Origin of the sequence: Streptomyces hesseae, assembly GCF_031845785.1 — a bacterium.
GTDB lineage: Bacteria > Actinomycetota > Actinomycetes > Streptomycetales > Streptomycetaceae > Streptomyces > Streptomyces hesseae.
The window spans coordinates 1-15,043 of record NZ_JAVRFI010000027.1 but is presented as its reverse complement, the minus strand read 5'-3'; the positions used below and the strand labels follow the sequence as shown (position 1 = coordinate 15,043).

Annotated in this window: 10 protein-coding genes and 3 pseudogenes; 9 read left to right on the top strand and 4 right to left on the bottom strand. The window is 67.3% G+C overall.

The genetic code is table 11. The features are described from left to right. Positions 1 to 168: 168 nt before the first annotated feature. A pseudogene (locus tag RM609_RS29080) lies at positions 169 to 1,106 on the bottom strand (IS5 family transposase). 180 nt (positions 1,107 to 1,286) lie between these two features. Here RM609_RS29080 and RM609_RS29075 point away from each other — a divergent pair. After that, positions 1,287 to 1,604: a cupin domain-containing protein gene (locus RM609_RS29075; protein ID WP_311614701.1), complete on the top strand. Its 318-nt coding sequence runs from the start codon at positions 1,287 to 1,289 to the stop codon at positions 1,602 to 1,604. Positions 1,605 to 1,916: 312 nt separating this feature from the next. Here the strand turns inward: RM609_RS29075 and RM609_RS29070 are convergent, their stop codons facing one another. Next, entirely contained in the window at positions 1,917 to 2,549 is a 633-nt protein-coding gene (locus tag RM609_RS29070; RefSeq protein WP_311614698.1) for a polysaccharide deacetylase family protein, read from the bottom strand. An 826-nt stretch (positions 2,550 to 3,375) separates the two neighbouring features. Here RM609_RS29070 and RM609_RS29065 point away from each other — a divergent pair. The 5 genes and pseudogenes from RM609_RS29065 to RM609_RS29050 all read left to right on the top strand — a co-directional run bounded on the left by RM609_RS29065 (position 3,376) and on the right by RM609_RS29050 (position 10,210). Further along, positions 3,376 to 4,527, top strand: a complete 1,152-nt coding sequence (locus tag RM609_RS29065; protein WP_311614697.1) for a hypothetical protein — start codon at positions 3,376 to 3,378, stop codon at positions 4,525 to 4,527. 389 nt (positions 4,528 to 4,916) lie between these two features. Continuing rightward, positions 4,917 to 7,580, top strand: coding sequence for a class III lanthionine synthetase LanKC (gene lanKC, locus RM609_RS29060; protein ID WP_311614695.1), 2,664 nt, complete (start codon positions 4,917 to 4,919; stop codon positions 7,578 to 7,580). A 57-nt stretch (positions 7,581 to 7,637) separates the two neighbouring features. Then, a complete protein-coding gene (locus RM609_RS34560; RefSeq protein ID WP_369016251.1) occupies positions 7,638 to 7,751 on the top strand; it encodes a SapB/AmfS family lanthipeptide in 114 nt (37 codons plus the stop codon). Positions 7,752 to 8,152: 401 nt separating this feature from the next. Beyond that, positions 8,153 to 9,106: an esterase/lipase family protein gene (locus RM609_RS29055; protein WP_311614693.1), complete on the top strand. Its 954-nt coding sequence runs from the start codon at positions 8,153 to 8,155 to the stop codon at positions 9,104 to 9,106. Between the two features lie 314 nt (positions 9,107 to 9,420). Beyond that, positions 9,421 to 10,210, top strand: a pseudogene (locus RM609_RS29050) (IS5 family transposase). Between the two features lie 762 nt (positions 10,211 to 10,972). On the opposite strand, the gene RM609_RS29045 reads toward RM609_RS29050, so the two are convergent. Further along, a complete protein-coding gene (locus tag RM609_RS29045) occupies positions 10,973 to 12,148 on the bottom strand; it encodes a metallophosphoesterase family protein (RefSeq protein ID WP_311614691.1) in 1,176 nt (391 codons plus the stop codon). 623 nt (positions 12,149 to 12,771) lie between these two features. Between RM609_RS29045 and RM609_RS29040 the strand changes: the two genes are divergently transcribed. Continuing rightward, on the top strand, positions 12,772 to 12,942 hold the full coding sequence (locus tag RM609_RS29040) for a hypothetical protein (protein ID WP_311614690.1): 171 nt from the start codon (positions 12,772 to 12,774) through the stop codon (positions 12,940 to 12,942). A 744-nt stretch (positions 12,943 to 13,686) separates the two neighbouring features. Here the strand turns inward: RM609_RS29040 and RM609_RS29035 are convergent. Then, positions 13,687 to 13,887 (bottom strand): helix-turn-helix domain-containing protein, encoded by a 201-nt coding sequence (locus tag RM609_RS29035; protein ID WP_311614688.1) that lies wholly within the window; start codon positions 13,885 to 13,887, stop codon positions 13,687 to 13,689. A 112-nt stretch (positions 13,888 to 13,999) separates the two neighbouring features. Between RM609_RS29035 and RM609_RS29030 the strand changes: the two genes are divergently transcribed. Both RM609_RS29030 and RM609_RS29025 read left to right on the top strand, forming a co-directional pair. Then, positions 14,000 to 14,410: a RidA family protein gene (locus tag RM609_RS29030; protein WP_311614686.1), complete on the top strand. Its 411-nt coding sequence runs from the start codon at positions 14,000 to 14,002 to the stop codon at positions 14,408 to 14,410. 117 nt (positions 14,411 to 14,527) lie between these two features. Next, a pseudogene (locus RM609_RS29025) lies at positions 14,528 to 15,034 on the top strand (transposase); the annotation flags it as partial. Positions 15,035 to 15,043 lie beyond the last annotated feature (9 nt).

Genomic DNA, 15,043 nt, shown 5'->3' with positions numbered 1-15,043 from the left:
CGAACGCATCGCCGCTACCAATGGCCTCGGCAGAGCCCCTTGTCGTACACCGTCAGGAGTGGCCGGAGCTCGCTGGTCGTGGGCGCGTTGTGCCGGGCTGGCCCCGATACACGATTGATACAGTCTCGAGGCGAGGCAGCGGGGCAGGACTAGGGCCTGTCCGGTCGATCATGAGCGGAGCCAGATGGCCAGCGCGGCAACGGTGACGGTGCCGAGGAAGACATGGCCTCGTTTGTCATAGCGCGTCGCGACGGCCCGGTGGGCCTTGAGTTTATTGATGGCGCGTTTGACCGTGTTGCGCTTTTTGTACCGCTCCTTGTTGAAGCCGGGCGGCCTGCCGCCATGCGAACCCCGGCGCGGGCGGGCTACCTTGTGATCCTTCTTTTCCGGGATGACGTGGCAGATGCCGCATCGTCGCAGGTAGGCACGGATGGTGCGGTTGCTGTACGCCTTGTCCGCGCTGAGGCTGTCCGGGCGTCGGCGCGGGCGGCCGAGCCCGGCGCGGGACACGCGAATCTTGTCCATGACCGGTTCGAACTGAGTGCAGTCCGCCCGCTGTCCGGGGGTGACTGCGAGGGACAGCGGGCGGCAGCGGCCATCGGCGCTCAGGTGGACCTTGGTGGTGAACCCGCCGCGGGAGCGGCCCAGACCCTCGCCCGCCGCACCGCCGCCACCCGGCGGCCGGGCAGCCTCAACCCGGGCCTTTCGCTCTGGCGTTCTGCCACGTCGGCCCCCTTGGGACAACTTGACGCCGGCGCCGGGGTTCTACGGGCCCCGGCAGCATGCTGGTGAGCCCGCATCACCGTGGAGTCCACCGAGATGTCCCAGTCGATCGCGCCGTCCGCGTCGGCGGCACCCTGCACCTGCTGGAACAGCCGCTCCCAGGTGCCGTCGGCCGACCACAACCAATGGCGCTCATATGCGGTCTTCCAGGGGCCGAATCGTTCCGGCAGGTCCCGCCACGGCACCCCGGTCCGCCCCCGGTGCAGTATCCCATTGATCACCTACCGGTGATCCCGCCACCGCCCGCACCGCCCGTTACTCACCGGCAGCAACGGCTCCAGCCGCTCCCACTGCCCGTCCGAGAGATCTGCCCGCCCCCTCATACTCGGGACAACGAGCCCCCTGCCGGGGCCGACACTAGGGCGGCACATGAATTCACAGCTCCGTACTGTCACCCTTTGCCATTCGGTCGACCAAGCATCAGCGCAGGTCAGATAGCGTCCAGGTATCCACTGTTGACGGCGGCCCGGGGCTTTGCGCCGGGCCGGTAGGAGAAGTGCGTCGTGAGCTTGATCAACCTGATGAACACCGCAGTAGACCTCCCGGAAGGGTGGCGGTCCCGGGTGCTGGGGCACGTGGGCACTGCCTGCGTGAAGGTGCTGAGGATGGACGAGATGCCCGTCGAGGCGGAGAGCCACGATGTCCCCGAGGCTCTTCTGGTTCTCGACGGGCAACTCCAGCTTGAAGTCAGCGGTCAGCCTGTCCTGGTCGGTGCGGGCGAGCTCTACATGATTCCGGCAGGCACAACCCACGCGGTTCGTCCTGGCAGCCGGGGCACACTCGTGATCGTGGAACTCCGAGAAGACGCCCCTCCGAACTAAACGCTCATGATCGCCCGGACAGGCCCTAGGGACAGGTCCCGGCCCTTCTCGGCTCTCTGCACCACGGGCCCCTGCCAGGCTCTCGGCAGGGGCCTGCGCTGCCCGAAGCCATGCTTCAAGTTGGCGGAGGCTCGGTGATGCGCACCGGGTGCGTACCGGATGAGGGGTGTGCTTCGAGGTCTGGTCCAGGGCGATGGCCTTCAGCTGGCGCAGGACATCGGCGACGACGTTCTCTCGGTCCTCGGTGAGTATCCGCTTGGCGAGGCGGTGATCGCGTTGGCGATGTTTTTGCTGTGGCTGTCCGGTGAGCGGTCAGGTTGTGAAGGGGGCCTTCTGGTTCTGTGCTGGTGGGTGGCGGTCGGGGGTGGTGAAGCGGTAGCCGGCAGCGATCAGCCGTGGCAGGTAGGTGTTCAGGGCGGCCACGGTCTGGGAGCGGTCGGCGCCGCTGCCGGGCTGAGGGTTGTCGTCGCCGCCTTCGACGCCGTCGTGGTTCAGCACGATGGCTCCGCTGGCCGCACTGGCGAGGACTCTCCCGGCGATGGCGTCGGCGCCGGGGTTGGTCCAGTCTTTGGGATCCACTGACCAGGAGATCGGGCGTAGGCCGAGCTCGTCGCAGAGGGCCAGGGAGCTGTCGGTGAACCTGCCGTACGGGGCGCGGAACAGTACGGGCCTGTGGCCACTGATGCGTGTGATGGCGGTTTGGGTGCGCTGGATCTGTTCGCGGACGTTGGCGGTGTCCAGGCCGTCGAGGCGGGGGTGGGACCATGTGTGGTTGCCCAGCGCATGTCCCTCCCTGACGATCCGGCGGACAACGGCGGGGTAACGCACGACGTTGTCCCCGCAGACGAAGAACGTCGCGCGCACGCTATGGTCCCGCAGTCTGTCCAGCACCTGCACGGTGTACTGCGGGCTGGGCCCGTCATCGAAGGTGAGAGCCATGACCATGGGGCCGGCGTTGACCACGTCCTCAGGTACGGGAACGGACTCACTCGCAGCAGTCGGCACTGCCTGGGTACCCAGGCCGAGCAGCACTGCGCCGCCGGCTGTGAGGAGCCGACGGCGGGACAACAGACGATATGTCGGCAGCACAGACTCATTGTGCACAGGCGACTGCCTGGGTAGGCGTTTCGCCTGGCCGATGCCGCACCTGGGAGGGGAGGGCTCTCCCCTCCCAGGGCCCGGTCCGCCTGATGATGTCGGCCTGCGGTGGGGCTGTCTTGCTGGTCACGGACAAACCAGCCGTGCAAGGGGTGAAAGGGTGCGTAGCGGGGCGGTGTTGGGGTGGGGCTAGCGGGTTGGACCAGACGTTGGTCAAGAGGTGCCTCGTCACGGTGGCCGCCGGTCCGTGCGCCACGGCGTGCGGGCCGGTCCAGCTGACCGATCCGGCCGTCGGCCGGAGGAATTCGAGGATCTGATGACCGCCACCACCCCGCCTGAGCAGCCCCGCCCGGCCGCCGCGGACAACCTTGACGAGCCGCCCGCTGCCGCTGTTCCTGCCCCCTCCGCAGCCCCCTCCATCGGCCCCTCCGCGCTCCACCGCCCGGGACAAGGCGTTTCCGCAGGCCAGGCCCGGCGGTCAGGGGGTCGTCGCAGGTCCGACAACCCTCATGTCCAAAGGCATCCTCAGCACAGGAGGACTTCGACCGAGCCTCGACGGAAGGAACTGCTGCAAGCGCTGGGGATCTTTCAGAGGGCGACGCCCGATCAGCTGTGGAAGCTGACCCGTCCGGAGAACCGGCACGACCGGCTGACGCGGGACAACCTCCTGGACTTGGAGGACCACCAGATGGTGAGGATCGAGTCGGTCCGGGACGACCAGCGGCAGGTGTGGGTGCTCACTGCCCGAAGACATCGCGAGGCGAAGAAGCTGCTGGAGCCGAAAGGCATACGGGTCTCCGCGCTGCGCAAGGAGGAGTACGACCCGGTCACAGGGGAGCGCCTGGGGACCGGCTACGACGACCACGCTGCGGCGGTCACCTCGACGGCCGCCGAAATGCGCCGCGCCGGGATCGGGCACCGCCTCGGCTTCGCCACCGAGGTCCCCCACCGGCTGGGCAACCGCTTCGTGCAGCGGGCGGACCTGGTGGTGCGGGCGCTGGCGTTCGGGGTGCCGGTGATGCTGCTGGAGATCGACCGCCCCACCGAGGACGCCCACGAGCTCGTGCACAAGCTGCGCCGGTACTGGGAGTGGGGCCGCCTGCTGCCGTCGGACGCGGACGAGAAGACGGTGCGCCTGGCCCGGTCCAGGTCGGACGCGATTGAGAGCGTCGACCACACCAAGCGGCTGTGGTGCCGGGTCTACCCGCCGACCGGCCGGGAGGGCCTGCCGCCGCTCGCGTTCGTGTTCGCGGACACCACCGCCGCGAAGGCCGCTAACACCGTCGCCGTGCTGGAAGAGTCCGGCCGCCGCTACTGGGCGCCGCGCCGGTACGACACTTACCACCGGGGCATCACCGCCCGGGACTACGGCCAGGCCGTGCCCGTCCTCGTCACCACCCTGGAGCAGCTCCAGGAGCACGGCGCGGGCGCGGCGGTGTGGCGGCGGCTGGGCCGGACGGGCCAGCAGACGCTTACGGCCGCGCTCGACAACCCCGACGGTGACGCCCTCTACCGCCACCAGGTCGCCCGCGCCGACGTGGAGGAGGAGCGGCGTCGGCTCGCTGAAAGGGAAGCGCGGCGGCCGGTGTGCTCACGGTGCGAGGCGAAGTTCACTGAACAGCGCTGGGAGGAGACCACCGCGCGGGGTGGTGCGTGGAAGGCCGGCGACCTGTCCGTGTGCGGGAGCTGCCGCGCCGACGACATCGCCCGCGAGAAGGCCGCCGCCGAAGCCGCCCGCCGCCAGGCTGCCGTGTCCCCGGAGCCGGACGACCGCGACCAGGGGCCGGGCAAGCCTCGCCGCGGCCTGTTCCGCCGGCGGGACTGACGAGGGCAAGTCGAAGGTACCCCTGGGCAAGCTCTTTGTTGTGGCGGCTTACCTGGGGGCGGCCAGCCCTGACTAGGGCCGGGCACCGCTCGCACGGGTCGTCGAGGAGCCACACCGCTGGTGGGGTCAGGCATGGATCTTCCGCTGCCTCCAACCGCACCTCTGCCTATCTCTGCACTCTGGGCGTCGTGGACAAGTCGGCACATATGACACCCAGGAGGGTCTCGTCGCCTCCACCCGACTTCACTGATATTTCACTCGGCACTGCCAGAGTGACGGTCAGCACCGGGACGGCAACACGGGATGACCGTGGTGCGCTGGAGGTGTCAGAGCACGCGGCGTCTGCCCGGGGCTCCGGTCACTGTCCTGTGCGAAGAAGGGAGCGTGAGGTGGACCACCAGTACGCGGCCCATTGTGTGCCGGGCACACCTTTCTACGATCGGTCAGATCTGGCCTCCACCAGCACCGATACGGCGCCTGCCGCTCTCTTCACGGCTGCTGGACGCCCATTGCCCAACGGATGGCGATCGGCCCACCACGGAGACTGGCTGCACCTCTTCCCGGACTGGTTACTGGCAGATGAGTCGGCGTTCCCCAAACAGGGGTGGAAGATTCATGTGTCGGCCACTGAGGAAGGCGCGGAAAAGACCGCTGCCGACGTCTGGGACTACTGCGTTCCGCAGGGGATCTCGTTCAAATTCGTGCGGGGACCGCACTTGTGGCGACTGCGGAACGCCAAGTACGCGCCCCGCGATGGCAGCGGGAAGCTCATCACCATCTACCCGGTCGACGACGTACAACTGCACAATGTGCTCAAGGAGTTGCACGAGATCATCGGTGGCCGCCCTGGGCCCTACGTCCTCACCGACCTGCGCTGGGCGGAGGGACCGCTGTATGTGCGATACGGCGCCTTCGTCCGCCGTGACTGCGTGGACGACCGAGGCAGGTTCGTCTCAGCAGTGGAAGATGATCAGGGGCGTCTCGTCCCCGACCATCGGGCGCCGGCGTTCTATGTCCCAACGTGGGTGAAGATGCCCTCCTTCCTTGAACCTCACCTGGCCGTTCGCAGCGCTACGACCCTCGCCGGGCTGCCATATCAGATCGAGGCCGCCTTGCACTACTCCAACGGTGGCGGCGTCTATCGGGGCACCGACACTCGCAATGGGCGGACGGTCATCCTCAAGGAAGGGCGCCCTCATGCCGGGCTCGCCACCGACGGTTCCGATGCGATCACACGGTTGGAGCGAGAGAAGGCCGCTTTGGAGATGTTGGCCGGTCTCGGGGTCGCACCGGCAGCGCGCGATTGGTTCGACCTCGGCGACCACCGTTTCCTCGTAATGGATTTCATCGAGGGCCGCGCCCTTAATTCCTTCTTCGCTCGTCGGCACCCCCTGCTGGCCGCCAACCCTGACCCCAAGGCCGTCGCCGAGTACACGGAGTGGGCACTGCGCATCTATCAGGCCGTCGAAAAAGCGGTGTGGGCGATGCACAGCAGGGGCTTGTGCTTCAACGACCTGCATCCATCCAACATCATGGTGTCACCGGACGAACAGTCCGTTACCCTCGTCGACTTCGAGGCATCTGCTCCGCCGTCGGAGACCGGCCGCCAGGTCGCAGCCCATCCGGGCTTCATCGCACCGCCCGGCCGCACGGGCACCGAGGTGGACCGGTATGCCCTGGCCTGTCTCCGGCTCGCTTTGTTCATCCCTCTGACCTCGCTCTTCGCCATCGATCGCATCAAGGCGAGCCATTTCGCTGAGATCGTCACCGAGCACTTCCCCGACGTCCCGCGGGAGTTTCTCCAGGAAGCCGTCGCCGAGATCACCTCAGCACTCCCAGAACCGGACATCGGCAGCCGGTCAGCACCGCGTTCAGCAAGCCCTCTGAGTCTGGTTTCGCGCTCTGAACACTGGTCCCCGCACTTGCCGGAACCCGGGAACTGGCCGCACGGTCGCGACTCGATGGTGCGCGCCATTCTGGCCTCTGCCACTCCCGACCGGGATGACCGGCTCTTCCCTGGTGACATCGCCCAGTTCTCCGACGGCGGCGGGCTCGGTCTGGCTCACGGTGCGGCGGGAGTGCTCTACGCGCTGGCCGAGAGCGGTGCCGAGCGGTACGAGGAAGGGGAGCGATGGCTGCTCAACCACGTCGACCCGCTGCCGCCAAACATGCCCGTGGGCCTGTACAACGGCCTGGCCGGCGTCATCCTCACCCTCAATCGCCTGGGCCACACCCAGGTCGCCCTCGATCTCACCGAGTCCCTGATCGGCTATGAGTGGCATCTCCTGCCTTCGGACCTGAACAGCGGCCTTGCCGGAATCGGCCTCCTCCTCGATCACCTCGCCCACGCCACCGGCGAGCAAACCTTCCACGAGCGAGCCATCGAAGCCGCGCAGATCATCGCCGACCGACTGGCTGCCCGCGAACAGCACAGTCCCGCACACCAGCGTGCCGGACTTCTGCACGGCGCCACTGGCCCCGCCCTGCTCTTCCTGCGGCTGCATGAACGAACCGGCACATCTGCTCTACTCGACCTCGCTCGCGACGCCTTGAACCTGGATCTTGCGCAATGCGCACCCATGACCGGCGGTGCACTGGGAGTGAACGAGGGATGGCGCATCACGCCGTCCCTCGGCATCGGCAGTGTCGGCATCGGCGCAGTCCTCGACGACTACCTTGCCCACGCGCCCGAGCAGGCCGCCGAACTCGCCGAGGCCCGCACGGGAATCCTGCTCGCCGCCCGGTCCCGCTCCTATACCCAGCCGGGGTTGTTCCAAGGGCGTGCCGGGCTGCTGTGGTTCGTCAACCGCACGACCACCCCGGGCGTACCTGTGGACGAGGTCCGGCGTCAGGCGGCTTCTCTCGGCTACTACCGCATGGCATATCGCGGCGACATCGCCTTCCCGGGCCACCAGATGATGCGGTTGTCGATGGACCTGGCCACTGGGACCGCCGGCTGCCTGCTTGCCCTAGCCACGGCGCTGGGGGACCACCCCGCGCACCTCCCGTTCCTGCCTAGCAGGGACGCCTCAATACCAGCCTCACGTCAGTGAGGCTGCGCTCCACAAGTTCCTCTGCACCCAAGGCAGACATCGAGAAAGGAAAACTCCATGTCACTCCTCGACCTGCAGGACCTGAACTCCGAAATCGAAACCACGGGCTTTGACAGCAACTACAGTGTCTACTCGTGCCACAGCTGGCTCAGCTCCCTGTGCGGATGCTGATAAAGGCAACAACGGGGTGGGCCGGCCGCCATGCGGCTGGCCCACCCCGGGCCCAATGGGCTTGGGCAGCCGAACGAGGTCAAGCAGGAACCATGCAGAAACGCAGCGTCGGATCGGGCGAAGACCAGGACGATATCGGTCCTCTTGCAGTGGGTCAGGGTTAAGAGCTCGTAACACGATCTTGTAGAGATGCGATGGCTGGGTGTGATGATCCGGCTGTTCGTGGGGTGTGAGTACGCGCCTGTGCTTCCCTCCCTTTAGAGTCTCCCGTCTCGATGTGCACACCGAGGGACCGGAGGTCGCTCCGGGGACACGCGGCCGACGGTCCGGGATCCTCTTCGGGCGGCACTCATGGGAAATATCGTGCGTGGTCCGAAGTTCCGCACTACTCAGGAGCCGTCTTGCACATACCCAGATACGTCACCGCCGTCTGTGCCGCCGCCGCGGCGACGGTCTTGGCCACCTCCACGTCCGCGGCAGCGGAGACCGGCCCGGCGCAGGGCAATTTCCTTCCCGCCATGGTCTATTCCATTCTCCGCCTCGACATCGATCCGCCGGGCGCCAACGACTGGAACTGCCGTCCCGGCGCCGCCCACCCGCGTCCGGTCGTCCTGGTACACGGCACCTACGAGAACCGCTACAACAACTGGGCCGGGATGTCACCCGAGCTGAAGGCCCAGGGCTACTGCGTCTACGCCCTCGACTTCGGCGACACCGACGACGCCGGAGTGGCTCTCGCTCCCACCGTCAAGGGTTACGGAGACATCAGACAGTCCTCCAAGGAGCTGGCTGCCTTCGTGGACAAGGTGCTCGCTGCCAGCGGATCCGGCCAGGTGGACCTTGTCGGCCACTCCCAGGGCGGGACCCTGTCCCGCTGGTATCTCAAGGCCGACGGAGGCGCGAACCCGGCCGACCCCTCGAAGAACAAGGTCAAGAAGGTCGTCCAGCTCGGCGCGACCAACCACGGCACCACCATGAGCGGCATCGAGACTCTCGCCGACAAGCTCCACATGCTGGAGTCCGGGGCGAAGCCCCTCGGGAAGGCTGGCGTTCAGCAGTACGAGAAATCCGACTTCATCAAGGAGCTCAACGCCGGCGGGGACACCGTTCCCGGGATCGAGTACACCGTGATCGGCACGAAGTACGACGAGATCACCACCCCCTGGCAGAGCACGTTCATGACAGTGGGCCCCGGAGCAACGGTGCGGAACATCACCTTGCAGGAAGGCTGCTTCGTCGACTTCTCCGCCCATCTGAGCATGTCGTACAGCCCACGTGCGATCGGATTGGTCAAGCGGGCCCTGGACCCCTCAGCGCCGGCTGCTCCTTGTGTGCCGAGGGCTCCCGCCTTCTGATTCCGGCCCGAAGGTCCGCCTTGGCCGATCTCGATCGTCGGTCGGCCGCCGGAGGATTGCCGGAAGGCGAGGCGGCCGACTCCGCCCTCCAGTCCCGTGAAGATCTGGCGGCCGCCGTTCTGGACGGTCTTCAATGCCCTGGTTCACCCCAGGAAACTCAACCGCACCTGGTTAGACCAGCGGTACAGCTGTTGGCGCCAAGCACTTGATCTTGGTCGTTAAGGGCTCGCCACGCGATCTTGTGGAGATGTGCCGGTCGGGCGGGGCCGGTGTGATGATCCGGTCGTTCGCGGGGTGTGAGGACGCGCCCGTGGATCGTGGACGATGACTTCTGGTTGCTGATCGAGCCGCTGCTGCCGCCCTGGCCGGAGCGGTCGCCGGGGCCAAGCCGGTGCCGGACAGGCTGTGCCCGCAGGGCATCTTGTATGTGCTCCACAACGGCATCGCATGGCACCTCCTCCCTCTGGAGCTGGGCTTCGGCTCCGGACAGACGTACTGGCGGCGCCTGGACCACTGGCAGCAGGCCGGAGTCTTCAAGAAGCCGTATCGCATCCTGCTCGCCAGGCTGAACGCGGCCGGCGAACTCGACTGGTCCCGCGCGTGCGTGGACGGTTCCCACGCCCACGCGAAAAGGGGGGCGCCGCAACCGGTCCGTCGCCGGTCGACCGGAGGAAGGCGGGCAGCAAGCACCACTTGTTCTGCGACGGCAAGGGCACCCCACTGCACGTCATCACGACCGCCGCCAACATCAACGACATCACCCAGACCCTCAACCTGGTGGGCGGCATCGCGCCCATCGCGGGACGGCCTGGCCGACCGCGGCAGCGCCCCGACTGCGTCCTGGGCGACAAGGCGTACGACTCCAAGGCCGTACGCCTGGAACTGCGGCGCCGCCGGATCATGCCGGTGATCTCCCGCAAGGGCACACCGAACATCAAGGGCCTGGGCAAGCTCCGCTACGTCGTCGAGCAGACCTTCGCCCTGCTCCACCAGTTCAAACGCCTCGCTGTCCGATGGGAACGACGCCTCGAACTTCACGACGCCTTCATCTCGGTGGGGTGCAACCTCATCTGCTTGCGGCGACTCAAGAACGCCGCATCATGATCTCGTTACGAGCTCTAAGGATGCCAGCGGCGGTAGCCGATACGGCCGGGTGCCTCAAGGCGGTGATCAGTACGGCGCCGGACTCAGTCTCGGGTGCCCAGACCATGTGCCAGGTGCCATCCCACTCACATCCGCAGCCCTGGTCTGGGTATGGATGCTGTTGAGAACACGCCGTGCATAAGGACAGCGCTCGGGATGCGGGGCATGAGCACCGAGGGGTCACCGCCGGGGGAGCGGCGGAGGTTATGCCAGCACTACACACGGGCGCGGCGGCCTGGATAGATGTAAACCGCGTCGCGGAAGTCCTGTGCCGGCCGCGGTCGGCTGTGCCCGGCAGGAGAGAAGAACCCCGGCGGCGGGCAGCATCGGCCGGACATCAGCGCACCGCCGGGGCTCTCCAGTCTCCTCTACGCGGCCGAGTCACCTGCGCCGGGGCAGCCCCCTGCGGAGCGGCGGAAGGGACCCGGGCTTGCGCGGCGCACAGCGGTAGCCGGGGGCGGAAAGGAACTTGACCGCGAAGCGGCGCCGCTTGCGGCGTCCATTCCGCCCCCGAGGTTCTGTGTCAACCTCCGGTGTCAGGTCGTCCGGGCCGGGCCCGGGGACGACACCAGCCCCTGTTTCTTATCCCCTGATCGGTGACACCGGCGGTCCTGGCCGCTGACGCGACCGGCGGCACCGGTCGGCCGCTTAGCCGAGGCCGCCGAGATCGGTGCCGCCCGAAGATGGCGAAGGCTCAGGGCATGCCCCGGGCACCCAGTCGTGTCACTGCTGGTTGGGCAGCAACTTGTGGTTTACCCAGTCGTACTCGAAGTAGTCGAAGAGTTGGCTGCCTTTAGAGCGAGGATCCTGTGGCCGGGGTACCCGGTAGTAGCGGCCGGTGAACTTCTGCTGGTCGACACTGAGACGGAGAAAGCCGTGTTGGTCGTCGCAGTAGGAGTCCAACGTCACCGGGTCCCCGGCGGTGTCGGCGAAGGTCACTGGGGGGATCATCTTCTCCCCGTCCACCTTCCGGATCGCGTGCAGGTTATGGTAGCCACCCGCGCCGGTGACCAGGTACAGGTACTGGGTCCCATCGGTGGTTGTCTTCGTCAGACGCTGGTAGTCGTGCACGTGCCCGGCCACGATCATGTCCGGGTGCCGGCCCGCCGCCGCAGCGGCATCCTCGATCACCGTCTTCATGTACGTCGACCCCGAATGATGGTCATCGGCGGAGTAGGGCGGGTGATGCAACGTCAAGATGATCGGCACACTCACTGGTAGAGCCTTCAGCTCCCCGGCCAGCCACTCGGCCTGATCGGGTTGGATCTCCCCGCCCGCGGGGACATTCGAGTACAGGCCGATGAAGTTCACGCACGGGGTCAACAAGGTCCAGTACACATTCGGTTGCACCATCGCCTTGCGATGCGAGTCCTGCGCCTCCGGCATCTTCACCGGCTCCGGGGCACAGAAGTTGCGCACGAACCCGTCCAACGTCGATCCGCCGGGCAGGTTCTCCCCATCGTGATTACCGGGCACCGCGAAGATCGGCGCCCCGTAAAACTCGTACGGCTGGTAAAATTGCGCGTAGTACTTGGCGATTTCCCCGTTGAAGTACACGCAGTCCCCCACAACGTAAAGAAACGCGGGCTTCCCGGCCGGGCCGGTGCCGACCGCTAGGTCGTCCTCCATCCCGGCGGCCACCAGCTCCTGTGGCACTGCGTAATCGATCCCGCCCATGTCCCCGTTCATGTGAAATGTCAACGACCCGGCCTTGGCGATGGCGTCGTAGGTGCGAGCGTCCAGCACGTCCTTCAGGTCCAGCCGGAACGGCGCGGCACCCGTCGGCGGCGGCAACGGCCGGAAATGCGTGTCCCGCGGCGGCTCCATATGCAGCCCCGCGCTCGGCCGCTTCCGGGCGAACATATGCCCACCCGAACCCTTGACCATCCCTGCAGCCATGCCCGCCTCCTACAACCCGCTCCGGCTGTGCATCGCACGCTAACGGCGAACCCGGCCCGTGCACCGTGGCAACACGCCGGACCACACCGCATTCGCGCGCATGCGCTGGGTGGAACCCCGGGCGGTGCATCGCATGCGTCAACGCCTCTGCCAGCCCGGCCTTCAGGCGCGCCGGAGTCCAGGTAGTGCGAGCCTCAGCCCGTGCGCCGCCGCACCCGGCCCGCCCGCCACGACGGCCCGCAATCTGACCGCTCACCCGCAGCCCCGTCCTGGTGGTCATCGGCGGTGCGGTCGCCACGGCGAGAAGCTGCTTCTGAGCGTGCCGGGCGGGGTGCCGACCGGGCAGGTCCGCTACGACAACCTCACCCCGGCAGTGCGCAAGGTGATCTTCCGTAGCCGGTCGCGGGAGGAGAACCCGAAGTGGACCGCGCTGCACGCCTTCTGCCCATGTTCCTGTGGGTTCCCGCAGCCTCCAGTCCCTGCCTCTGGCCTCGACGGCCTTCTGATCTGGGGATTCCAGCCTCTCTGACACGATCGGGTAATTGCTGCTCGTTTCTCGGGAATCCTGAAGTCTCCTCGGCTGTCATGGCGGAGTGGCCGGATAGCTGAAGGGGAGGAAAGGTATGGCACTGGCTGTCGTCCGCGATCTGCGGTCAGAGCTACGGCTGGAGACCAACGAGGAGATCGCCGCCTTCGAGCAGGACCTCTTGGCGGAATTCGTCCTCGCGCGGGCCTCGGCCGGAGAGCTGAGCAAGTGCGCGCAGTTTGTCGGTGGCGAGCTGCTGAGGCGGTAGCTCTGCTGAGGCGGTAGCTCGGCGCCGGTCACGTCTCCATCATGCTCCGCGCCTGGCGGTACGGGGACCCCGGCGGCGGTGAGCTCGTCACGGCCGACCGGGCTCGCTCGCGTACCTGCACGTCGCGGCGTCGATACCGGTACGGGCAGGCCCCGGCCGCCGTCGAGCGCCCGGTCCTCTCGGGTGCGGCCGGGGTGGAGATCGCGGCGGTCGAGATCTGCCCCACACATGTGCCGTATGTCCAGGCTACCGCGCGCCGCCGGTGCGTTCGTGTGCGCGGCTGCGGTCGGCGCGGGCCGTGCCCAGGGCGCGCGCGGTAGCTCGGACGGGTGGTGGGATGGTGGGGTCCTCGCGCTGATTGTCCGGCTCTACCATCGTCCTGGCGGCCCAGTGCCCTTTTTTCGGAGTACCGCTTGAGTGCGCTTGCCGCGCGTGTCGTTCGCCCCGCCCTCCGTCCCCGCCGTCTGCTGCTAGTCGCGGTGGAGGAGATCCGCCGCGGAGATCAGATCTTCGATTCCGCCTCCCGGCGCTGGTCTGTGGATTCGCGTGGAAGGACACGGTCCCGGCCGCCGGGTGCGCCTGGAGACCGGGGCCGCCCACACCTACCGCATGGGCAGCCACACCACCGTGCGCCGCACGGTAGGGGGACATCTGGCCCTAGCGCTCCGCCAGCCCTGCTCCGCTGAGGCTCGTAGGAGCTGACGGTCCGGCCGTCACCCGGCGTGGGAGCGTGGGCGGGTGACATCAGTTGTTCTTGCGACGGGTGGAGCCACTCCGGGTGCGCAGGTGGGCGCCGGAGGCGGTGAGCACGCTGTGGACGAACCCGTAACTGCGGCCGTGTGTTTCGGCGACGGCCCGGATGGTCTTGCCGCCTTCGTACTCGTTTTTGATCACGCCCGCGATCTCCTCCCGCGCAGCGCCGGTGATCCGCTTGCCCTTGTCCACGACTGGTTTTCCTCGGCGCTCAGCTTGTTCTTTAACCTCATGCCACTGCGGAATGCTTGCCGGTGGAGAAAATGCGGTGCGTGCTGGCACCGCGCTGGTCAGACTCGCTGACATGACTGAGAAAATCACCCGCATCAACCCCAAGCAGCTGCATGAGACACCCGGCTACCACCACATCACCGTGGTGGAGGCAGGCCGTACCGCCTATCTGGCGGGGCAGTGCCCGCTTGATCGGAATGGTGACCTCGTCGGTTCCGGTTCCCTCGCGACGCAGGTCGACCAGGTTGTCGCGAACGCGCTCGCTGCCCTGGCAGCGGTGAGTGCCCAGCCTGAACATGTGGTGCGGTCAGTGATCTACGTGCGGAGCGATGAGAGGGACATTCTCGGAGCAGCATGGCGTCGGCTCACCGAGTCTGCCCTGGGTCCGGCGTTCACCACCGCCAGCACGCTCTTGGGCGTCGCCCAGCTGGGCTTTCCGGGACAGCTCGTCGAGGTGGATCTCACCCTGGCGCTGCCTCACTGACTTCGAACGGCGCATCGAACTGGGTAGCCCAGCTGGGCATTCGCGGGACGTTGGGGCGGCCTTCGTCTGATCATGTGCTCCGACCAAGGTGCACCGATCAAGGCGAAGGCCGTGAAGATGAGTCTGCTGCCTGACGCCGGTCCCGGGGAGGCGTTCGCGCAGGCGTCACGCTTCCGGGAAGACCTATTCGACTGCCTGACCGTGCGCGGGGACGAGCTGTTCGAGCTCGTGGACGTATTGCTGTGCGCGGACGGGCCGGTGACGTCGCCGGTGGATCTGACGCTGGTGGCCGAGCACCGGCATGGGCACGGTGCGATGTACGAGGCGTTGAACCACGGGAACGTGGACGTACCCCGGATGCGGCAGGTGCTGGCCGGTCTGCCGGTGCCACGGGCCGCCGACGGGCGCCTGGTCCTCGCGGTCGATGTCAGCAACTTGCTCCGTCCTGACGCGCCGACCAGCGCGGAACGCCTGTTCTGCCACGTCTATGGCCGCAGCGGACGCTCCTCGGACCACTTCATCCTCGGCTGGCCGTACTCGTTCGTCGCCGCCCTCGAATCGGGCCGGACGTCCTGGTGCCGGCTCCTGGGCGCCGTCTCCCAGCGCCGCCGGGTGGGCCCCGACCAGAGCTAA